The sequence below is a fragment of the Pseudaeromonas sharmana genome (assembly GCF_042649925.1).
Taxonomy (GTDB): Bacteria; Pseudomonadota; Gammaproteobacteria; order Enterobacterales; family Aeromonadaceae; genus Pseudaeromonas; species Pseudaeromonas sharmana.
Genome location: NZ_JBHSAF010000014.1, coordinates 1 through 20622 on the forward strand (window position 1 = coordinate 1; position 20622 = coordinate 20622).

Consider the following 20622-nt stretch of genomic DNA (forward strand, 5'->3'; position numbering starts at 1 on the left):
CAGAAGTGAAACGCTGTAGCGCCGATGGTAGTGTGGCATTCGCCATGCGAGAGTAGGACACTGCCAGGCACCCAACACCAAGACAAAGGCCCTGAAGCAATTCAGGGCCTTTTGTTATATGTTCTTCCAAACTATGAGCGATTGCACATTTCAGCGGCGGCGATGTAAAACCTGGCTTGCCCTTCGTGACCAATCCTGACTCGTGCTACCACCTTGTCCTTATGTGTGAACTCCCAATTCTCTCGCATTTTGGGAACGGATATCCCCAAGCATAGGAGGTACTCACTAAACAGATAGGAATTACTGATCTCAGTCAGGTGATGGTCCATTGCTTCCTCCTCTGTTGTCATCTTTCAACCTTGCTACACATACTTTACTCAAGGTAGCACAGCACACTGATGTGTGCCAAAGCGATCCATTATGAAACTTTGTAGTTTCGACCTCGATCATGCTTTGGCTTGCCGTCAGGTGATTTCATCCATCGGATGTGGGTGATAAATTATACGTGCATGCTGATGATTCCTTCCGCATAAACAGGTAAAGTAATGGCACGTATACCCATTAATGTTGATGGCTGACATGACAGTCAAATAATGCAAGGATGTATAAACATGTTGAATGTTAATGAATATTTTGAAGGTAAAGTGAAATCTATTGGTTTTTCAAATGGAGCTGAAAAGGCTACTGTCGGTGTAATGGCTCCGGGCGAATATACGTTTAATACTGGCGCTCCGGAGTTGATGGTTGTTATTCGCGGTGCACTAACTGTGCTGTTGCCTGGGCAGGATGACTGGTCGACATATGCTTCTGGGCAGCAATTTGATGTGCCAGGAAACAGCTCATTCCAGCTTAAAGTTGATGTAGACACTGCGTACCTGTGTGAATTTAAATAAATTCCGTCACTAGGTGCACTTGCATTTGCAGTAAGAAATTCAAAATGAGTCGAACAGTGATAATTTTCTCTGTTCGACTCGCATTCAGTTAAAACTATTTTTGCTGTTCTCGAGTGACCAGGCCAACTTCTTGATAATACTTAAGTGCGCCGGGATGTAGTGGTGCCGTTAATCCTTGTATTACCATGTTTTTTCTGTTTAATGTAGAAAATGCTGGATGAAGGCGCTTGAATTGTTCAAAGTTACTGAATATGGCATTCACGATCGCATAAGCTATATTTTCAGAAAGAGTATCGGTCGTGACTACGGTGGCCACCACACCAAAAGAAGGAATATCCTTATCTACACCGCGATATAGTCTGCCGGGTATAATGGTTTTCGTATATTCTGGATGTTCTTCCAATAATTTAGTTACTGTATCATCAGCAACAGGAACTAAATTGATATCGCAATTCCCACTGGCTTCTTTTATCGTGCCGCTAGGATGTCCAACGACGTAAACAAATGCGTCGAACTGGTTATCGCATAATGCCTGTGCTCGTTCTGCCCCTTTTAGTTCACTAACACTCGCAAAACTGTTTGCGGCCCATCCTTCGGCCTGCATTAACAACTCCATAGTGCTTCGATCACCCGAGCCAGGATTACCAATATCGAGACGCTTACCCAGCAAATCTGTCAATCCATTTATATCTGAGTCTTTTCTTGCAACAATTGTTAAGGGTTCGACATAGAGGCTAAAAAGAGAGCGAAGGTGTGGATTGGCGCCTTTTGATGAAAATTCACCACTTCCTCTTAAATAGGCCAGTTGGGCGTCAGATTGTACGATTGCCAGATTAATTTGGTTATCGTCAAGGGCATGGAGGTTACTGATGGAACCTTCAGTTGCCAGAACAGAGCAGCGTATCGTGCGTTCTTTCTGGTTTTTATTAATCAATCGACATATGGCTCCGCCGGCAGGGTAATAGACTCCAGTAACGCTTCCAGTGCCAATGACGAGTTGTGTTACGGGTGCTGCGAGTGCTTGTGGGGGCAGCACAAGAGCGATGGTCATGGCAAGTGCTAGCTGAGCTGTCGCGTAAAAATGCATGTCCCTTTCCTTGCTTGATGCCTAGGCGTGTGACGAACCAATTAACCTTAATGTTAGCGTATTGAGGTTGCAACCGATGCGGCGCTATGTAGAGCAGAAAAGAGAACCAAGTCAGGGCAATACACCCTGACTTGGTTATGAATTATCTATTGATGATGGCCTGTTTGATGCGACGTATGGCTTCAGAAAGTAATTCGCGACGGCAGCCAAAGTTGAGGCGAACAAACGCTTTGTCACCAAACTGCGCTCCAGGAGATAAACCCACTCCTGCTTGTTCAAAAAAGCTGATGGGGTCTGCCAGTTGCAGCGCAGACACATCAATCCAGGCTAGATACGTGGCTTGAATTTTTGCAACATGCACCCCTGGCAGGGCATTGAGCTCTGTCATCAGAAGGTCGCGGTTGCCACGAAGATAGTCCAGTTGGGCGCTCAACCATGCCTCTCCGTGTTCATAGGCGGCTTCAGCAGCAATGAAACCAAGCAGATTATTATCCGCCATCAATCCACGCATAGAGCGTTGTAATGCTGTGCGCAGCTGCGGGTTTGGAATGATGGCAAATGAGCAGCACAGACCGGCAATATTGAACGTTTTGCTGGGCGCCATCAGCACAGCGCTGCGTTGCGCCGCATCCTTATTCAGGCTCGCAAATGGAATATGTCGCACGTCCTGGTCGAGTAGTAAGTCGCAATGAATTTCATCAGAGCACACTACCAAGTCATGACGTTGTGCGATGTTTGCAATTCGCTCCAACTCTTCGTGACTGAACACAGTGCCCCCTGGATTATGGGGATGACATAACAATAACAGATCGGCATCGCTGGCTTGTCGTTCCAGTTCCTCGAAATCGGGTATCCAGCGATCATCCAGACCAAGGCGCATCGGAATGGCCGCAATTTGCCGATCATTATGTTCAGGGGCATGAAGAAAGGGGTAATAAACGGGGGTTGGTGACAGTATAGTGCGCCCTGGCCGGCACCAAGCGCGACAAGCAAAGTTAAGCCCAGGGACAACGCCAGGCATGAATAAAAGCCATTCAGGCTCGATTGACCAACCATAGCGAGTTTGCATGCGCTGAATTATCAGGTTGATCAGACGGGGCGAGGGGCGGCTATACCCAAAAATGCCATGGGCTATGCGTTGCTGAAGCGCCTCAATCACAGCGGGAGGCGATCTGAAATCAGTATCAGCTACCCAAAGTGGTAATATGTCCTGGTCGCGATATTTGTCCCACTTGAGGCTTTGTGTGCCTCTGCGGTCAATATCTTCATCAAAATCAAACATTCTTAGCATCCTGCCTGAAGAAGGAAGGAACAATGTAAGAATTATTGTCATCTGCTGCAACCGAAAGCGGTAGTAAACAGTGGAGCAGGAGGTGTTGTTTGAATGCTCGGGTGGGTTCTTTTTTACGCTCTGTAGCGCCGTTTATGCTGATCACATTCCTTTCTGGATGTGCGGCAGCGCTGTTTGTTCCAACGATGAGCCTGTTTTTAAGTCAGGAAGTTAAGGTATCTCCCTTTGCTGTCGGTATCTTTTTCACGTGTAATGCCGTGTGCGGGATTATGGTAAGCCAATTTCTGGCGCGGCGCTCCGATCGCAAAGGGCAGCGTAGAAAATTGATTTTTCTCTGTATGCTGGCAGGTGCCGCATCCTGTCTGCTGTTTGCGTTCACTCGCAGCTACTGGCTTCTGATCACAGCAGGCATACTGCTTATGAGTATCGGTGCGACGGCGTCACCGCAAATTTTTGCCCTGGCGCGGGAATACTCGGATCGCTTAGGTCGCTCCGGTGTGATGTTTACCTCCTGGATGCGTGCCATGTTCTCTCTGGCCTGGGTCGTAGGGCCGCCGATAGCCTTTGCCGTGAGCCTCAATTACGGCTTTATGCATCTTTTCTTGTTTGGGCTTGGTATCTATTTGCTGAGTGCGCTAGTTGTCCATTTGGGGCTGCCAGTGGTTCATCGCGATGCAAGCGCGAATCTGGAAATGGGCCCGGTGCAAAACAATCAGACAGTGCGCTGGCTTTTCGCATCCTCCACGTTGTTCTGGACATGCAACAATATGTATCTGATTGCTATGCCGCTGTATGTGACATCTCAATTGGGGCGCACCGAAGGGCTGGCCGGCTGGATGATGGGGACGGCTGCCGGACTGGAGATCCCGATTATGCTGATTGCTGGCTGGTTGTGTTCGCGTTGGCGCAAACATTCGTTGTTGATGATCAGTGGTGTTGCCGCAATTGGCTTTTATGTCGCCATGTTAACCCAAACTGAGCCATTTTTGCTGTTACTGAGCCAAGTGGGGAATGCTCTGTTCATCGGCATACTGGCAGGGATGGGGATGCTTTACTTTCAGGATATGTTGCCTGGTCAGGCGGGGGTTGCTACCACGTTGTTCACGAACAGTATTCGCAGTGGTGCAATTCTCGCCGGCGCTTTAGCCGGCGGTATAGCAGAATATTATGATTACCACGCAGTTTTCATTGCGGCGCTGCTGATGAGCATCATTGGCTTGATGTGTCTATGGCACGTGGGCAGGATCGAGCGTACTACCCACTGAAGAGCCTGTCCCTGAACCTGTGGTGGTGGCCAACGATTTATGGCTATTGCGGATACAATCGACCAGCAACCGGGCACTGGGGCCAAGGTGCTCCGGGTTGGGGATCACTAGATGGGTAAAAAACTTTCGAGCGCTGCTTTCTGTCAGGGCGAGCTGTGCAAGACGGCCTTGCTGCAAAAGCGGATCTATAAGGTGTTGTGGCAACCACGCAAAACCTAACCCGGAGAGTAAAACACCGATGGCTTCGTGAAAATTATTAACGGTCCAGCGTTGGTCTGCCTTAAGCCAGCCACTAACCTCTTGCGGTTCCTTGCCAGTGTCTCGAATGACGATTTGCAATTGATGGCTTAGATCGGATTGAGTCAGCTCGTTTTGAATTTGCGCCAGGGGATGAAGCGGGTGACATACCGGCAGCATGGTAATTTCCGACAGCGGCTCTCCCAGATAGCCTTTGGGGACGATACCGGTAATTACAATATCTGCTTGTCGCTCTATGATGGCCTCTTGCGAACCGGTCAGGACTGTATCGGTCAACAACAGCTGGGTACCACGGGACTTGGGGTAATAGTGTTGCAGGGCGCGATTTAACAACGGCCGGGGATGGACCAACTCGATGGCGATAGCAACCTCTGCCTCCCATCCCTGGTGAATGTTGAAGGCCAGCAACTCCAGCTCTTCCATCTGCTGAGTCAACTGTTTGGCTCGCCGCAAGAACACTTCGCCTTCCTCGGTCAAAAAGGCTTTGCGTCCACGGACCTCAAGCAAGGCAACCCCCAGCGTGAGCTGCAATTTGGCAACGGCATGGTTGAGTGATGATTGGCTTTTATTAAGCTTTTCCGCCGCCTGTGCATAACCGCCAAACTCGACGACAGCTTGAAAGATTCGCCATTGCTCCAGGGTGCTTTTGGGTCGAAACATTGTTGGTTCGTGTTCCTGTCTCAATATGGGCCGATTCACTCTATGCTAGCAAACCTGTGCCAATTTCCTATGGCTTGTTTGACTATCGTGCGGGTTGGGCATCCAGGCTTTGGCCGTGACAGTCTGAACTATCATCGCCCATTAGATAGAGATAGAGCGGCATAATTTCGGCTGCTGTTTTTAGCCGCAGTGGATCTTCATCCGGACGTGCCAGGGCGCGCATTCGGGTTCTTGTCGCGCCAGGGTTAATGGCATTGACACGAATGGTGGTATCGGACATCTCATCCGCCAGGACCTGCATCATGCCTTCAGTTGCAAATTTGGAGATGGCGTAGCTTCCCCAATTCGCGCGCCCCTTACGTCCGACACCGGAGGAGGTGAAAATGATCGAGGCCGCCTGACTTTGACGCAGTAGCGGTAATAAGGCCTGTACCAATAACAGGTTCGCCGTCAGGTTGACATGTAGGACCTGTTGCCATTCTGAGAGCGGAAGGTGTTCCAGCGGTTGCAATTGGCCCAAAATGCCGGCATTGAGCAGAAGGCCATCAAGGGCGTTAAACCTGGTTGCAATCTGTTCGGCCAATGCCTGGTAGGCTGAATAATCATTTTCTTGCAAATCAAAGCGGCAACACAGCGTGTTGCAGACTCTGCCATGCTGTTCGCTGTGAATTTGTGTTTCTAATGCCTGCAGTGTGGAGCTGCACCGACCGAGCAACACCACGTTGGCGCCGTAATGCGCATAAGTTTGCGCAGCAACACGCCCAATCCCCGAGCTGACGCCGGTGATGAGAATCGTCTTGCCAGCCAGTAAATTCTCTGGTGCCTTATAGTTCAACATGTTAGGCATACTCCTGCCGCAATGGGCACAGTGTATACAGAAGCTACCGAATCGGCCAGTGACCGTCACACAAGGACCTCTGGATTGCAAAAACACCCTACGACGATCAAGATGCCATGATGGGAGATGCTGTTGGGCGTGACGGGAGGGAATTGTTGGTGATTATTGCTTTTTCCAATAGTAAAAACTCCTTAGAATGCGTCGTTTATCTGCTGTGGAGGCTGAATTGGACTATCTGTACGATTTTCTGCTCTTTTTGGCGAAAAGTATCACATTAATCGGTGCTGTCGTGCTGGGTGTGGTGGTGATTGTTTTGGCTGCGGCCAAACAAAAAGGGAAAAAGGGTCACCTGGAGTGTGAAGATCTCTCCGCCGAATACCAACAGTCATGCGCACAGCTTGAAGCTCACCTATTGCCGGAAGCGAGACGTAAACAACTGGCCAAGGAAAAGAAGAAAGAGGCTAAAGCGCGCAAGTCACTACCCGAGACCATGATGGCCGCGCGCTTATTTGTCATCGATTTCAAAGGGAGTGTCGATGCCAAAGAAGTGGTGGCCTTGCGAGAGGAAGTCACAGCAGTACTGGCGATTGCCAAGCCGGAAGATGAGGTATTGGTGCGCGTGGAGTCCGGCGGCGGGGTAGTGCATGGTTATGGACTGTGTGCCTCACAGTTGCAACGTATTCGCGACCGGGGGATTCGTCTGACAGTTGCGATAGACAAGGTGGCTGCCAGCGGGGGCTACATGATGGCCTGCGTGGCGCAGCATATTGTGGCCGCGCCGTTTGCCATCATCGGTTCGATCGGTGTGGTGGCACAGCTTCCCAATTTCCATCGTCTGCTGCAAAAACATGATATTGATTTTGAACAGCACACGGCAGGACAGTACAAACGCACTTTGACACTGTTTGGTGAAAATGACGAGGCTGGGCGGGAAAAATTCCGTGAGGAGCTGGAGTCCATTCACCGGCAGTTCAAGCAGTTTGTGGCCGAACACCGACCGCGAGTCGACATTGACCGAGTAGCAACGGGTGAACACTGGCTGGCAACAGAGGCCATGGCATTAAATCTGGTTGATGAGTTAAAGACCAGCGATGACTATCTGCAGCAATACTACTTACAACGGCAGGTGATCCGTTTGCACTTCAAACAGCCCAAACGGTTAGGTGACCGGTTTGCCCAGCAGGCTGCGGTGTTTTTTGTGCACGGCATCGAGTCTATTTTGCAACGCATTCGCAGCCCGTTTCAGGGTGGCTAAACACTGCATTTTCATGGTTTTTGGTGTGGTTGAATTTTGCACTGAAAAATAAAAAGGTTGCGTCTGGACGATTCGCCTTTCATTTTAATAAATATAGGATGCCGCTTGATTGCGGCATCCTCTCGTTTTAACCCGTCTCTTCATAAGGGCAGAGCAAGCGTCTATGGGCAAATCTCTGGTGATTGTTGAGTCTCCGGCCAAGGCCAAGACTATCAATAAATATCTGGGCAAGGACTTCATCGTAAAGTCCAGCGTCGGTCACGTTCGCGATCTTCCAACCAGCGGCTCCAGCAGCGCTGATGAGAAGGAAGAAAAGAAGCAGCCGGTTAGGAAAAGCAGCAAAGGTCTCAGTGAGCAGGAGAAGGCTGCAAAGGAATACCAGGCACTGGTTACCAGGATGGGTATCGATCCTGAACACGGTTGGGCCGCGCGCTATCAGGTCCTGCCGGGTAAAGAAAAAGTGGTGAATGAACTCAAGTCACTGGCAGAAAAAGCGGATACCGTTTATCTGGCAACCGACTTGGATAGAGAAGGGGAAGCGATTGCCTGGCATCTTAAAGAGCTGATCGGTGGCGATGACTCTCGCTTCAAGCGGGTGGTATTTAACGAAATTACCAAGAGTGCCATCAAGGATGCCTTTTCTGCACCGGGCGAGCTGAATACTGATCGCGTGAATGCGCAACAAGCGCGTCGCTTCTTGGATCGTGTTGTCGGTTATATGGTGTCACCGTTACTGTGGAAGAAATTGGCTCGAGGCCTGTCGGCCGGTCGAGTGCAGTCGGTCGCAGTCCGTCTCATCGTTGAGAAAGAGCGTGAAATCAAGGCGTTTGTACCGGAAGAGTATTGGGACGTTCACGCAGATTTATTGACGCCCTCTCATAAAGCGTTGCGTATGGAGGTGGTGGCAAAAGACGGTGTCGCTTTTTCGCCGGTCACGGAGCGTGAGGCGACAGCCGCGTGTGATGTGCTTGGACAGGCTCGTTACCGGGTATTGTCTCGCGAAGATAAGCCGACTACGAGCAAACCTTCTGCGCCGTTCATAACCTCGACATTGCAACAAGCAGCCAGCACACGCCTGGGTTACGGCGTGAAAAAGACCATGATGCTGGCTCAGCGGTTGTACGAGGCGGGCTATATCACTTACATGCGTACCGATTCGACCAACTTGAGCCAGGAAGCAGTCACTGCGGTGCGCGACTATATTCTTGAGCGGTTTGGTGACGCCTATCTCCCCAGCGAGCCCTTGGTTTATGGCGCCAAAGCCAATGCCCAGGAGGCGCACGAAGCGATTCGTCCATCCAGCGTACATACTGTGGCGGATAGGCTAGAGGATATGGAGCAGGACGCAGTCCGTCTCTATGATTTGATTTGGCGTCAGTTTGTTGCCTGCCAGATGACGCAGGCCCAGTACGATTCGAGCACGCTATCAGTGCAAGCGGCTAACTTTGAGCTCAAGGCGAAGGGGCGAATTTTACGTTTTGCCGGTTGGACCAAGGTACTGCCGCCAATGGGCCGCAAAGGTGAGGACATCGAACTTCCAGCGGTAGTCACGGGCGATGAGTTGCAATTGCAGGCTCTGGACCCGAAACAGCACTTCACCAAACCGCCCGCACGTTTCACCGAAGCGGCCTTGGTAAAAGAGTTGGAAAAGCGGGGCATAGGCCGTCCTTCCACTTATGCGGCCATCATCTCCACGATTCAGGAGCGTGGCTACGTCAAGGTGGAAAACCGACGTTTCTATGCCGAAAAAATGGGTGAAATTGTCACTGAGCGTCTGGTTGAGAGTTTCCCTGAGCTGCTGAGCTACGACTTTACGGCGCAGATGGAGGATTCGCTGGACATCATTGCCCAGGGGCGCCTCGACTGGCGTGACCAGCTTGATCACTTTTATGCCGACTTCAAGGCCACCTTGCACAAGGCGGAACAGGAAGCAGGTCTTGGCGGGATGCGCAGCAACCAGATGGTGCTGACCGAGATTGAATGCCCGGATTGCCACCGACAGATGGGGATCCGGACCGCCACGACCGGGGTATTCCTTGGCTGCTCTGGTTATGCCTTGCCGCCGAAAGAGCGTTGCAAAAAGACCATCAATCTGGTGCACGGCGATGAGTTTATCGCCGCTGACTCGGAAGAGGGGGAAGTCGACGCACTGCGCGCCATGCGGCGGTGTCCAGTGTGTGGCACCGCTATGGATTCGTACGTCATCGATGAGACTCGCAAGCTGCACGTCTGTGGTAATAACCCGGATTGCGAAGGGTATGTCATCGAAAAGGGGCAGTTCCGGCTCAAGGGTTATGATGGCCCTGTGATTGATTGCGAGCGCTGTGGTAGTCAGATGCAGTTAAAGACAGGTCGTTTCGGCAAGTTCATGGCCTGTACGAATGACGCCTGTAAAAACACGCGCAAGATTCTGCGTAATGGCGAGATTGCCCCGCCCAAAGAGGATCCGATCGCATTACCTGAGCTCAAGTGCAGTAAATCGGATGCCCATTTTGTGCTGCGTGATGGTGCCGCTGGCTTGTTCCTGGCGGCGAGTACCTTCCCCAAATCACGAGAAACGCGTGCGCCTTTGGTCGCTGAATTGTTCCTCTTCAAGGATCGGTTGGCGCCCAAGCATCGCTATCTGGCCGATGCCCCCCAACAGGACCCTGCTGGTAACCCGGCAGTCGTACGCTTCAGTCGCAAAACCAAGGAGCAGTATGTGATGACCGAGGTCGATGGTAAGGCCACGGGGTGGAGTGCGTATTATCAGGATGGCAAGTGGGTAGAGCAGGAGACAAAATCAACCCGCAAGAACACATAATCGAACATCTTGAATAGCAACGGGGCCTGAGCAGGCCCCGTTTGGTATTTCGTTCGGTGCTGAATGGTCCAATTGTTGGTTTGCTAAGCAGTTGAATCAAAAGTAGAAGAAAGTATTTTGCAACTGTATGCCTGCTACGTATAATGCGCGCTGTCTGCACCGCAGACTGTCTTTAAAGCGGGAATAGCTCAGTTGGTAGAGCATAACCTTGCCAAGGTTAGGGTCGCGAGTTCGAGTCTCGTTTCCCGCTCCAAATATGGCGCGTTAACAAAGCGGTTATGTAGCGGATTGCAAATCCGTCTAGTCCGGTTCGACTCCGGAACGCGCCTCCACTTTTCATCTCTGTTCACATTTTTTGAAACGAAAATGTTACTTGTGTGATGATGGTCACGCATAGTAAAAATACCTTATCCACGTCCAGCACAGACTGATGAGGTAACAGATGAATCGCTTCTCCAATGCTCATATCCTTGCGCGCCGCAGTTGCGTTATTTTGCTCGGTATACTCCTGTTCCCATTCGTGTGTGTCTTGTGGCAACGAAAGCGCTTCTATAGCTATCTGAGTCGAATTTGGCTTAAAACGGGGCCTGAACCGCTCTGGCTGACCCGCAGTTCGGCAAGCTATCAAGAACTTTGCTAAACCAAGCCCCGCAGTTAGCGGGGCTTGGTTTATAGACATTTTGCCGGTTTGGGTAAGCCTGCGATCTTGGTCGCCTGTTTGGCTGGGCCCTTGGGGAAGAGTTTAAACAGGTAGCGGCTGTTTCCTTTCTCCTGCCCGTATTTTTGCTCCATCGCTTTCACCAGGGCACGGATAGCAGGGGAGGTTTTATATTCCTGATAGAAGGCTCGCACAAAGAGAATAACCTCCCAATGTGCCGCAGTGAGCGGGATACCTTCTTGCTGGGCAATGAGTTCGGCTAGCGGTTCACTCCAATCGTCGAGCCGCATTAAATACCCTTGTGCATCCGTTTCAATCTGTCTGTCTGCAAGTTGAAGCATGTTCATATCCATCAAGATAACCGCGGCGAGTATACGAATTCAGTGTTGGTTCGCCAACATTAACGAGGGAATCAACCAACTCAGTCGTAACAGCTCATTGGCCTGTTCTGCGATAAATTCCAGCTCCTGTTGTATAAGCCATGCCGCGCTATCGTGACCTAATGGCTTCTGCCATTGACTGAGAACCAGGGTTTTGCCATTCGTTATCTCACCGCCTTGCAACAAACTGGCAGCATCAGTTAGCAATTCATCAATGGCGCTGGCCAACTGTTGCTGTTCACAGGTGAGCTGACCATGGATACGTTGTCGATGGGCTCCCAGTGTCGAGATAAACGAGAGCAGTGTATGGCTGCGCTGGGTCATGGCGGCGCAGAGTGTCAGTAGTTTCTGTTTGCTGCGTGGTTCGACCAGCATGTTCTGCCAGACTTCAGCCAGTGCGCTATCGGCGAGGTGGGCTTGCCGACGTGCGATGCGATAGCTGAGTTCCTGCTGTTCATCTGGACCATTTTCGAGCACCTGTTGCAAGTAACGGCGATTGGCCTGAAGGGTGTCGATGATCAGTGCCGGCAGCCGACGAAATTGCCATTCTGGCCACAGCCATAAGACGGCAATGAAAGCCAACGTTGAACCGAGCAGGGTGTCCACCAACCTCGGGAGCATCAGCAGCTGACTGTTGTTACCTAACAAACTGAACGCCGTCAGGGCATACAGGGTTATGAAGGTGACGGCGGCGCTGTAATTGTTGCGTAGCTGGCTGAAAAACAATACCGCTGCCACTATCATGCCCGCGACCTGAATGCCAGGAGGCAGGCCAAACCAGAAGAGGGGGGCGCCGAGTAACAGCCCGAGCAGGGTGCCGCCGATCCGTTCGAAAACTCGGCGACGTGTTGCGGAGTAGCTGGACTGACAGACAAACAGGCAGGTTAGCAATACCCAAAATCCTTGTTTGATATCAAACCATTGCAGCAGTCCGTAACCGACACTCAATATCGTGGCCATTCGTAAGGCATGACGCAGCAGTGGCGAGGCTTGGCGGATATGCTGTTCCACATCCCTGAGCACAGCTTGATAGGGGCGAGCCAATTTGCGCTGGGTTACGGAGTCAACGGGGTCATCAAAACGGCCTGTGAGCTTGGCCGCATCATGAAGCAGTGCCAAGATTGCCGCCAGGTTCTGTTGTAAGAATTCCAGTGCACTGGCCAGTTCTGCTGGCAACGCCTGCTGTTGTCGTAAAACAACCTGTTGATCGGCCAACGCCTGGATCAGCCAGTCGAGGCTCGTTGTAGGGGTGAATTCACGATGCAACAAAATTGCATAGCCTAACTGATGCACATTTTGGGCTTCCTGACGTAATGCCTCACGGAAGCCTCCTAAAATGGCATGTTGTGCCAGCTGGTCAGCAAGTTTGTCGTATAGCCAATGACTGGCCACACTCCGCTCATGGATTTCCTGCGATAACAGGTATAGCTGTAGTAGGCGTTCAAGGTGTGGCGTCCAACCGGCACTCAAGCGTCCGCTTAACATGGTGCGCGTCACCTCCATGGCTCGGACACTGCGACTGTTAAGCAATGCGAGTTTGTGGCGAATTGCGATCAGCTCACCGGGTGGCACTGGGAAAAGGCGTGACTTCTCATCAAGGTAATCGCCAAGACTTAAGTACAAGAGCGCCAGCTGTTCATGAACAGGCTTATGCGGTAGCAACTTGAGCCACAACAACGAGACGCAGCCATACCAAAATGCACCGATGCATAACCACAAGGGTTGAAACCACAGATTGGTCGCATGGGCCGCACCCAGCATGGAGTAGATGGCAACAAGTAATGAGCCGAAGCTGATGGTGGCATAGCGCGGACCCAAAGCGCCGAGCATGATAAAGCCGAACGTCGAGGCGAACAGGCCGAGCACAAATAGCCAGGGATACGGATAAAGCAACTGCACAGACGCGGTTGCGATCACAAAGCAACCCATAGTCATCAGCAGATTTTTGGCACGGCCCGGGACACTATCATCAGGTTCACCAATCGCACCTGCGACCACACCCAGTGTCATCAGTACAGTCGCATCACTGTGTCCAAGCAGCACCGGAGGCAGGCAGCCCAGCATGGCAACCAGCACTTTTAAGGCGAAGAAGACATGGGTGTTATTGAAAAAACGTTGCAGGGTGGCAACCCATTCCGCTTTCAATGGCATGACGAGAAGAATCCCAAACCAGAAATCAGATCCTTATGATACTGGAAAGCAGAGGGAATCGAACCGGAGAAATGGTTTTTGGTATAGCGATCAGGCGGGCTGCTTAATTGCTGAACAAACAAATTTATCGTTTTCGATGAGGTATTTACAACGTAAACTCCCTCTTGTAGTATGCGCTTCAGAAACGGAGGGGTGGCAGAGCGGCTTAATGCAACGGTCTTGAAAACCGTCGATGGGCGACCATCCGTGGGTTCAAATCCCACCCCCTCCGCCAGATGCAAGAGCGAGACGAAAGTCTCGCTCTTTTACTTTATGCGGCAGGAATATGAACGAGAGCTACCAAGGTTTTGCGCTGGTACAGTGCAATAATGATTTCGTCGTGCTGGACAAGGCGCCTGGTGTTGGCATGCACGACGAAGATGGTACTCCAGGGCTCGTCTCTCTGGCTCGTCAGCAGTTATCACTCGAACTCTATCCGGTACACCGGCTGGATAAAGTCACGTCGGGACTGGTCCTGATGGCTCGCCATGCCGAAGCAAATTCTCTGTTAAGTCAGTTGTTTGCCAAACGGGAAATGAGCAAAACTTACATGGCTGTCGCGGCGGGTAAACCGCGCAAAAAACAGGGCTGGGTCAAAGGCGATATGATCCGCAGTCGCCGCGGTAGCTGGATGCTGACTCGCGAGATGACTAATCCCGCTATTACCTGGTTTGATAGCCAGAGCATTGGTGACGGGTTACGCGTGTATTTGATTCGTCCTCATACGGGTAAAACGCATCAAATCCGCGTTGCACTCAAAAGCCTGGGGACGCCGATCCTGGGTGATAGCCTATATGGGGCTGCCGCCGCCGATCGCGTTTATCTCCACGCGGCAGAACTGGCCTTTTCATTCGCCGGCACCAACCACCACTTTTCACTGATGCCGACAAGCGGTGTCAGCTTTTTGCTCCCCGCAACCCCAAAGGCCTGGCAGCAGCTTCTACCTGGCTAAAAGTCGCACGGCCCATTCCTTTCCGCTTCATTCTCTACGATTGCTTCGCCATAAACCGTGAATGTCGCTCTCTTTGCGGCTCCCGGACTATTTCAGGGCTTGAGAAACCACAGTACCGCCAAATTGGTGCCTTGTTTTGGTGCGCGCAGGCTCGCTGGGCAGATTAACGCGCGCATTTTGTATTGATTACAATCTATTTCGTATTGGCATATCTCTTGCTGTTTAGTGTTACGGCGTGCAGATGCGGAGTCGGCTGCATGGTCATCATGCCAGTTGTCACGGATGGAACGCCTTTCATTGTTCGTCTCATAACAAACAGGGAAGAAATTATGTTGAAAATCAAAATGGTAGCGGCTGCTACCTCTGCTGCCATGCTGCTGTTGGTCAATCAGGCTCATGCGGCCTCTGGCGATACCCTGGCTCAGGTCAAAAAGAAGGGTGAACTGCAATGTGGCGTCAGCGATGGTTTGCCTGGTTTCTCCAATCCAAATGCCAAGGGGACGTGGGAAGGCATTGACGTTGAATTCTGCCGTGCTGTTGCCGCAGGTATTTTCGGGGACGCCAATAAAGTCAAGTTTATCCCGCTCAACGCCAAGGAGCGTTTTACGGCGCTGCAATCAGGTGAAGTGGATGTGTTGTCACGCAATACCACCTGGACCCTCACGCGCGATGCGACCATGGGGTTGAGTTTTGACGCAACGCTTTACTATGACGGACAAGGTTTCCTGGTTAAGAAAGAGTTGGGCGTGAAGAGTGCCAAAGAGTTGGATGGCGCCTCAATTTGTATTCAGGCGGGGACTACCACTGAGCTCAACGTGGCGGATTACTTTAAAGCCAATGGCATGAAGTTCACGCCAGTGGTATTTGATACGTCAGACCAGACCGTCAAGGGCTTCGAGTCGGGGCGTTGTGATGTGCTGACGTCGGACCAATCGCAGCTGTATGCCCTGAAGATCAAGCTGGCCAAACCGGATGATGCGGCCGTGTTGCCTGAAGTGATTTCCAAGGAGCCGTTGGGCCCAGCCGTGCGTCAGGGTGATGAACAGTGGTCTACCTTGATCAAGTGGACTCTGTACGCACTGGTTAACGCCGAAGAGTACGGTGTAACCAGCAAGAATGTCGATGAGATGAAGGCCTCCTCCAAGAATCCGGATGTCCGTCGCCTGTTGGGGCTGGAAGAGCCCTCTGGCAAGGTGTTGGGATTGGTTCCGGATTGGGGTTACCAGATCGTAAAACAAGTTGGTAACTATGGTGAGGTGTTTGACAAGACGGTCGGGAAGGGCTCGCCGCTTGGCATCGATCGCGGTGTCAACGCATTGTGGAACCAGGGTGGTTTCATGTACGCACCGCCTATCCGCTAATCACGGGTTCAGGGAGGGGCGACCCTCCCGTTTTCTTCTGATGTTCGATATTAACCAACCGCCCAGGATGTGATTATGGCCTTTGGTTTAGTTAAACGCCGCCCGGATGGCGGAACCCCCTGGTACCATGATGAAGCCAAGCGTGCCGTCGCCTTCCAGCTCTTGGTGGCCGGTCTGTTGGCCGCCGTGTTGTACTACATCATCAGTAACACATTGAGCAACATGCAGACCCGTGGCATCGCTTCGGGATTTGATTTTCTACAACACCGAGCCGGCTTTGGCATACTGCAATCGTTAATACCCTATGATGAAGCCGATAGCTATGGCCGGACATTTTTTGTCGGGTTGTTGAACACGCTGTTGGTTTCCGGTCTGGGTATTCTCTGCGCGACGGTACTCGGTTTTATCATTGGTATTGCCCGCCTTTCTTCAAACTGGTTGTTGTCGCGTCTGGCCACGGTCTATATCGAGACCTTCCGCAATATTCCATTGCTGCTGCAGATTTTTTTCTGGTATTTCGCCGTTCTGCGCACGCTGCCATCGCCGCGGCAAAGTCTTGTATTGGGCGATGCCGTGTTTCTGAACGTGCGCGGTTTGTATCTTCCTGCTCCGATTTTTGAGCAGGGAATGGGTTGGGTCCTGACCGCATTTGCGGTGACGCTGAGTGCCGTCTGGTGGACGGCCAGGCGGGTGCGAAAAAATCGCATTGAAACGGGGCGTGACATCTGTGTCTGGCCATATCTGTTGCTGGTGATTGTCTTGGTCCCCTCTGCGGTGTTCTTGCTGCTGGGGCGCCCGATGGCAATTGATATCCCTCATTTGCAAGGATTCAATTTCCGCGGCGGCATGTCCGTCATTCCGGAACTGGCGGCGTTGCTGGTGGCATTGACTATTTACACTGCGGCGTTTATTGCCGAAATCGTGCGCTCTGGGATTAATGCCGTCGGTGCTGGCCAGAGTGAAGCCTCGTCTGCATTGGGATTGTCTCGCATGCAGGCCTTGCGACTGGTCATTCTTCCGCAGGCGATGCGTGTAATAGTGCCGCCACTGACCAGTCAGTTCTTGAATCTGACGAAGAATTCGTCATTGGCTACGGCGATTGGCTACCCCGATCTGGTGTCGGTCTTCATGGGGACGACCTTGAACCAGACTGGGCAAGCCATCGAGATCATTGCGATGACCATGCTCGTTTATCTGGCCATCAGCCTGTTGACGTCATTCTTGATGAATCAGTACAACCGCAAAATGGCATTGGTGGAGCGTTGATATGGCTGTATACGAGATGATTCCGGCCTCTGAGGCTCCTTCGCGTCAACAGGGCTGGCTGAGCTGGGTACGCAATAAGCTGTTTTCCACTCCGCTTAACGGTGTAATGACGCTGGTCTTGCTCTGTGCTGTCGTTCCCCCGCTTTGGTCAGCGATAGAATGGCTGTTCATCCAGGCTAGCTGGCAAGGTGAGACTCGAGATGCCTGCGTGGCTGGCGGCGCATGCTGGGTTTTCATCAAGGTGCGTTTTGCCCAGTTCATATATGGCTTCTACCCGGAGGATCTGCGCTGGCGGGTCGACATTGTCTTCGCGCTGACGGCGTTGCACCTGATGGGGCTGATGATCCGTCGCATACCGGGCAAGCGCTTTTTTGCAATCTCATTTTTTGGGCTATTCCCATTTGTTGCTTACTGGCTGCTGTATGGTGGCATGGGTCTCACCGTGGTGGAGACCCATTTCTGGGGCGGCCTGATGCTGACCCTGGTGCTGGCGATAGTGGGTATCGTAGCCGCATTACCCATCGGGATCTTGCTGGCTCTGGGTCGTCGTTCTTCGATGCCTGTGATTAATAGTCTGTGTGTCGTTTTTATTGAGTTCTGGCGTGCGGTGCCCTTGATCACGGTGCTATTTATGGCATCGGTGATGCTGCCGCTGTTTTTGTCGGCACAGGTCGAAATGGACAAACTGCTGCGGGCGCTGATCGGGATTATTTTATTCCAGTCAGCCTATATGGCTGAGGTGATCCGCGGTGGTTTGCAGGCCATTCCGAAAGGTCAATATGAGGCCGCACAGTCACTGGGGCTCAGTTATTGGCGCAGTATGGCGCTGGTGATTTTACCGCAAGCGCTGAAAATCACGATTCCTTCCATCGTCAACACCTTCATATCGCTGTTCAAGGATACCAGCCTTGTCACCATTATCGGTTTGTTCGATCTGTTGGCTGTCGGAAAGGCCGGATTGGCCGATCCAAACTGGCTTGGATATTCGGTCGAGGCGTACACCTTTATCGCCTTGATGTTTTGGATTTTTTGTTTTGGCATGTCGCGTTATTCCCAGCACCTGGAGCGTCAGCTCCATACCGGGCACAAGCATTGAGGATTTGCATAAATGGAGAAAAATCAGGAAATCGTGGTTGAATTACGCGATGTCAACAAGTGGTATGGCGAATTCCATGTGCTCAAAAGCGTGAATCTCAAGGTCCGCAAAGGCGAAAAAATCGTCATCTGTGGCCCATCGGGTTCAGGAAAGTCGACAATGATCCGCTGTATCAATCGTCTGGAGGAGCACCAGCGTGGTGATATTATTGTCAAGGACACGCTGTTGACCGGGGATATCAAGAATATCGAGTCGGTGCGTCGTGATGTGGGCATGGTGTTCCAGCATTTCAATCTGTTCCCTCATCTGACGGTATTGGAGAACTGTTGTTTAGCACCTATGTGGGTAAAGAAAATTCCGCGCAAGGATGCAGAAGCAACGGCAATGAAGTTTCTCGAACGGGTACGGATCCCGGATCAGGCACTGAAATATCCGGGTCAACTCTCGGGTGGTCAGCAACAACGGGTGGCCATTGCTCGCAGTCTGTGCATGAATCCGGAGATTATGTTATTTGACGAGCCCACCTCGGCATTGGATCCGGAAATGGTGCGCGAGGTACTGGATGTCATGGTGGAGTTGGCCTCAGAAGGCATGACAATGCTCTGCGTAACCCATGAAATGGGCTTTGCCAAGCAGGTAGCAGACCGGGTGATTTTCATGGATCGGGGGCAAATCGTTGAAGAGAACACGCCAGACGCATTTTTTCTAAACCCACAGTCTGAGCGTGGCAAATTGTTTCTCAGTCAGATCCTGCAACATTGAAGCAAAACACAACCAGGGGCGCAGCAGCGCCCCTTGGCTTTACCACCTAGAGCTGCAGGTCGGCATCGTCATCATCCTGCTCCAGCATGTGTCCTAACTTACCGGCCTTGGTTTCCAGATAAAAAGCATTGTAGGGGTTTTTGCCCTCTTGTAGCGGGACACGCTCGGCCACATCAATGCCCAGTTTGGCCATAGCATCAAGCTTGCGGGGATTGTTAGTCATCAACTTCAACTGCCGCACCCCCAGCAACTGAAGCATATCGGCACAGATGGTGTAATCGCGCTGATCGGCGGCGAAACCTAATGCAACGTTGGCGTCAACCGTGTCAGCCCCCTGATCCTGGAGATGGTAAGCCTGTATCTTGTTCAGCAGTCCGATCCCGCGGCCTTCTTGCCGTACGTACAACAGGACACCGCGCTGTTCTTCGGCGATACGCTGGAGCGCTGCTTGCAATTGAAAGCCGCAATCGCACCTCAGGCTGAATAAGGCATCGCCAGTCAGGCATTCAGAATGGATCCGGCTTAAGACTGGTTCGTCGCTGGTGATATCTCCCATCACCAGTGCCACATGATCTTTACCACTGACCTCTTCACGGAAGCCAACCATAGTAAAAATGCCCCATGGTGTCGGTAGCTTGGAAGAGGCTACCAAAGAAACACTGCTCATCTAGGTCCTCATCTGGCATCAGGCTTGATGCAATAACCGAAAGAGATGTACGAATAGAATTTGATGCATGTCGCGATTTTGACTCGATTCTCCTGGTTGTGGCAACCCTACAAAGTGTGTTTTACGGAAAAGAGATTGTCGGACAGTCACTTATAGGCCAAGGCTTATTAAATTGGGTATACTCACCCGCCGAGTGAGGTTGACACCTGAAATCGGCAAATGGTGGAGGAGTTCATGTCAGAAATTATCAGCCCTGTGATTACCATTGATGGCCCAAGTGGGGCAGGCAAGGGCACCGTCTGTCAGCATCTGGCGCAGCGACTCGGGTGGCCGCTGCTCGACTCGGGTGCTATTTACCGTGTGCTGGCGTTGGCTGCATTACACCATGATGTTTCGCTTGACGACGAAGCGGCGCTGGTGACCGTGGCGTTACATCTGGATGTGCACTTTCTGAGTACGGCAGAAGGTGTTCGGGTCATTCTTGAGGGTGAAGATGTCTCCATGGCGTTGCGTACGGAACAAACCGGTAATGCTGCGAGCAAAGTGGCAGCGTTGCCCGGTGTCCGCGAAGCCCTGCTACGACGTCAACGAGCCTTCCGTACACAGCCAGGATTGATTGCGGATGGACGGGATATGGGAACGGTTGTTTTCCCGGATGCCGAGGCCAAGATTTTCCTGGATGCCAGCGCCGAAGAACGGGCGCTCCGGCGGCTTAAACAGTTGCAGGGAAAGGGCTTTGATGTTAATTTTGATCACCTTTTAAACGAGATTCGCGAACGCGATGATCGTGATCGGAATCGCGCTGTCGCTCCGCTTCGCCCTGCCGACGATGCGTTAGTCGTAGATTCCACTGCCATGACAATCGATGAAGTGGTTGAAACCATCCATCGCTATGTCTGTGCCAAGATTGCCGGGCTGGCCTGATTTAAGGTCAGCTGCA

18 protein-coding genes and 3 tRNA genes are annotated in these 20622 nt (G+C 51.8%); 14 read left to right on the top strand and 7 right to left on the bottom strand.

The genetic code is table 11. From position 1 onward, the window contains the following. Window positions 1-611 precede the first annotated feature (611 nt). Window positions 612-893: a pyrimidine/purine nucleoside phosphorylase gene (gene ppnP, locus ACFOSS_RS09850; RefSeq protein ID WP_377152172.1), complete on the top strand. Its 282-nt coding sequence runs from the start codon at window positions 612-614 to the stop codon at window positions 891-893. A 94-nt stretch (window positions 894-987) separates the two neighbouring features. On the opposite strand, the gene ACFOSS_RS09855 is transcribed toward ppnP, so the two are convergent. Both ACFOSS_RS09855 and ACFOSS_RS09860 read right to left on the bottom strand, forming a co-directional pair. Next, window positions 988-1980, bottom strand: a complete 993-nt coding sequence (locus ACFOSS_RS09855; RefSeq protein ID WP_377152173.1) for a TAXI family TRAP transporter solute-binding subunit — start codon at window positions 1978-1980, stop codon at window positions 988-990. Between the two features lie 142 nt (window positions 1981-2122). Then, complete coding sequence (locus tag ACFOSS_RS09860; protein WP_377152174.1) at window positions 2123-3262, bottom strand: MalY/PatB family protein; 1140 nt, start codon at window positions 3260-3262, stop codon at window positions 2123-2125. A 98-nt stretch (window positions 3263-3360) separates the two neighbouring features. Here ACFOSS_RS09860 and ACFOSS_RS09865 point away from each other — a divergent pair, with 98 nt between their 5' ends. After that, window positions 3361-4536, top strand: a complete 1176-nt coding sequence (locus ACFOSS_RS09865) for a sugar efflux transporter (RefSeq protein WP_377152175.1) — start codon at window positions 3361-3363, stop codon at window positions 4534-4536. On the opposite strand, the gene ACFOSS_RS09870 is transcribed toward ACFOSS_RS09865, so the two are convergent. Together ACFOSS_RS09870 and ACFOSS_RS09875 are read right to left on the bottom strand one after the other, a co-directional pair. Beyond that, window positions 4498-5454 (bottom strand): LysR family transcriptional regulator, encoded by a 957-nt coding sequence (locus ACFOSS_RS09870; RefSeq protein WP_377152176.1) that lies wholly within the window; start codon window positions 5452-5454, stop codon window positions 4498-4500. The two genes, ACFOSS_RS09865 and ACFOSS_RS09870, sit on opposite strands and share 39 nt — an antisense overlap. Before the next feature lie 82 nt (window positions 5455-5536). Next, window positions 5537-6292, bottom strand: a complete 756-nt coding sequence (locus ACFOSS_RS09875; RefSeq protein ID WP_377152177.1) for a YciK family oxidoreductase — start codon at window positions 6290-6292, stop codon at window positions 5537-5539. A gap of 226 nt (window positions 6293-6518) precedes the next feature. On the opposite strand from ACFOSS_RS09875, the gene sohB reads away from it, so the two are divergent. The 5 genes from sohB (at window position 6519) to ACFOSS_RS09900 (ending at window position 10990) form a co-directional block, all read left to right on the top strand. Further along, window positions 6519-7547 (top strand): protease SohB, encoded by a 1029-nt coding sequence (sohB, locus tag ACFOSS_RS09880; RefSeq protein ID WP_377152178.1) that lies wholly within the window; start codon window positions 6519-6521, stop codon window positions 7545-7547. Window positions 7548-7710: 163 nt separating this feature from the next. Further along, the gene (gene topA / locus ACFOSS_RS09885; RefSeq protein ID WP_377152179.1) at window positions 7711-10350 is read left to right on the top strand and encodes a type I DNA topoisomerase; all 2640 of its coding nucleotides are present in this window, start codon (window positions 7711-7713) and stop codon (window positions 10348-10350) included. A gap of 177 nt (window positions 10351-10527) precedes the next feature. Beyond that, window positions 10528-10603 (top strand) — tRNA-Gly (locus ACFOSS_RS09890). Between the two features lie 5 nt (window positions 10604-10608). Next, window positions 10609-10682: transfer RNA gene (locus ACFOSS_RS09895), tRNA-Cys, on the top strand. Window positions 10683-10792: 110 nt separating this feature from the next. Then, window positions 10793-10990, top strand: coding sequence for a DUF2517 family protein (locus tag ACFOSS_RS09900; RefSeq protein WP_377152180.1), 198 nt, complete (start codon window positions 10793-10795; stop codon window positions 10988-10990). Between the two features lie 29 nt (window positions 10991-11019). Here ACFOSS_RS09900 and ACFOSS_RS09905 read toward each other — a convergent pair whose 3' ends face one another. After that, window positions 11020-11349, bottom strand: coding sequence for a TusE/DsrC/DsvC family sulfur relay protein (locus tag ACFOSS_RS09905; protein WP_377152181.1), 330 nt, complete (start codon window positions 11347-11349; stop codon window positions 11020-11022). 39 nt (window positions 11350-11388) lie between these two features. After that, window positions 11389-13539, bottom strand: a complete 2151-nt coding sequence (gene yccS, locus ACFOSS_RS09910; protein WP_377152182.1) for a YccS family putative transporter — start codon at window positions 13537-13539, stop codon at window positions 11389-11391. Window positions 13540-13725: 186 nt separating this feature from the next. On the opposite strand from yccS, the gene ACFOSS_RS09915 reads away from it, so the two are divergent. The 6 genes from ACFOSS_RS09915 (at window position 13726) to ACFOSS_RS09940 (ending at window position 19015) form a co-directional block, all read left to right on the top strand. After that, window positions 13726-13813: transfer RNA gene (locus tag ACFOSS_RS09915), tRNA-Ser, on the top strand. A gap of 51 nt (window positions 13814-13864) precedes the next feature. Then, window positions 13865-14530 (top strand): TIGR01621 family pseudouridine synthase, encoded by a 666-nt coding sequence (locus tag ACFOSS_RS09920; RefSeq protein ID WP_377152183.1) that lies wholly within the window; start codon window positions 13865-13867, stop codon window positions 14528-14530. A 371-nt stretch (window positions 14531-14901) separates the two neighbouring features. Continuing rightward, a complete protein-coding gene (locus ACFOSS_RS09925) occupies window positions 14902-15891 on the top strand; it encodes an amino acid ABC transporter substrate-binding protein (RefSeq protein ID WP_377153890.1) in 990 nt (329 codons plus the stop codon). Between the two features lie 75 nt (window positions 15892-15966). Then, the gene (locus ACFOSS_RS09930; RefSeq protein WP_377152184.1) at window positions 15967-17157 is read left to right on the top strand and encodes an amino acid ABC transporter permease; all 1191 of its coding nucleotides are present in this window, start codon (window positions 15967-15969) and stop codon (window positions 17155-17157) included. 1 nt (window position 17158) lies between these two features. Then, window positions 17159-18253, top strand: a complete 1095-nt coding sequence (locus tag ACFOSS_RS09935; protein ID WP_377152185.1) for an amino acid ABC transporter permease — start codon at window positions 17159-17161, stop codon at window positions 18251-18253. A gap of 12 nt (window positions 18254-18265) precedes the next feature. Further along, the gene (locus ACFOSS_RS09940) at window positions 18266-19015 is read left to right on the top strand and encodes an amino acid ABC transporter ATP-binding protein (protein ID WP_377152186.1); all 750 of its coding nucleotides are present in this window, start codon (window positions 18266-18268) and stop codon (window positions 19013-19015) included. 46 nt (window positions 19016-19061) lie between these two features. Here the strand turns inward: ACFOSS_RS09940 and ribA are convergent, their stop codons facing one another. Further along, a complete protein-coding gene (gene ribA, locus ACFOSS_RS09945) occupies window positions 19062-19682 on the bottom strand; it encodes a GTP cyclohydrolase II (protein ID WP_377152187.1) in 621 nt (206 codons plus the stop codon). Window positions 19683-19916: 234 nt separating this feature from the next. Between ribA and cmk the strand changes: the two genes are divergently transcribed. After that, window positions 19917-20606 (top strand): (d)CMP kinase, encoded by a 690-nt coding sequence (gene cmk / locus ACFOSS_RS09950; RefSeq protein ID WP_377152188.1) that lies wholly within the window; start codon window positions 19917-19919, stop codon window positions 20604-20606. Window positions 20607-20622 lie beyond the last annotated feature (16 nt).

Coding starts and splice junctions, on each gene's coding strand:
- ppnP (WP_377152172.1), top strand. CDS start 612: ATGTTGAATGTTAATGAATATTTTGAAGGTAAAGTGAAATCTATTGGT.
- ACFOSS_RS09855 (WP_377152173.1), bottom strand. CDS start 1,980: ATGCATTTTTACGCGACAGCTCAGCTAGCACTTGCCATGACCATCGCT.
- ACFOSS_RS09860 (WP_377152174.1), bottom strand. CDS start 3,262: ATGTTTGATTTTGATGAAGATATTGACCGCAGAGGCACACAAAGCCTC.
- ACFOSS_RS09870 (WP_377152176.1), bottom strand. CDS start 5,454: ATGTTTCGACCCAAAAGCACCCTGGAGCAATGGCGAATCTTTCAAGCT.
- ACFOSS_RS09875 (WP_377152177.1), bottom strand. CDS start 6,292: ATGTTGAACTATAAGGCACCAGAGAATTTACTGGCTGGCAAGACGATT.
- topA (WP_377152179.1), top strand. CDS start 7,711: ATGGGCAAATCTCTGGTGATTGTTGAGTCTCCGGCCAAGGCCAAGACT.
- ACFOSS_RS09900 (WP_377152180.1), top strand. CDS start 10,793: ATGAATCGCTTCTCCAATGCTCATATCCTTGCGCGCCGCAGTTGCGTT.
- ACFOSS_RS09905 (WP_377152181.1), bottom strand. CDS start 11,349: ATGCTTCAACTTGCAGACAGACAGATTGAAACGGATGCACAAGGGTAT.
- yccS (WP_377152182.1), bottom strand. CDS start 13,539: ATGCCATTGAAAGCGGAATGGGTTGCCACCCTGCAACGTTTTTTCAAT.
- ACFOSS_RS09920 (WP_377152183.1), top strand. CDS start 13,865: ATGAACGAGAGCTACCAAGGTTTTGCGCTGGTACAGTGCAATAATGAT.
- ACFOSS_RS09925 (WP_377153890.1), top strand. CDS start 14,902: ATGCTGCTGTTGGTCAATCAGGCTCATGCGGCCTCTGGCGATACCCTG.
- ACFOSS_RS09930 (WP_377152184.1), top strand. CDS start 15,967: ATGGCCTTTGGTTTAGTTAAACGCCGCCCGGATGGCGGAACCCCCTGG.
- ACFOSS_RS09935 (WP_377152185.1), top strand. CDS start 17,159: ATGGCTGTATACGAGATGATTCCGGCCTCTGAGGCTCCTTCGCGTCAA.
- ACFOSS_RS09940 (WP_377152186.1), top strand. CDS start 18,266: ATGGAGAAAAATCAGGAAATCGTGGTTGAATTACGCGATGTCAACAAG.
- ribA (WP_377152187.1), bottom strand. CDS start 19,682: ATGAGCAGTGTTTCTTTGGTAGCCTCTTCCAAGCTACCGACACCATGG.
- cmk (WP_377152188.1), top strand. CDS start 19,917: ATGTCAGAAATTATCAGCCCTGTGATTACCATTGATGGCCCAAGTGGG.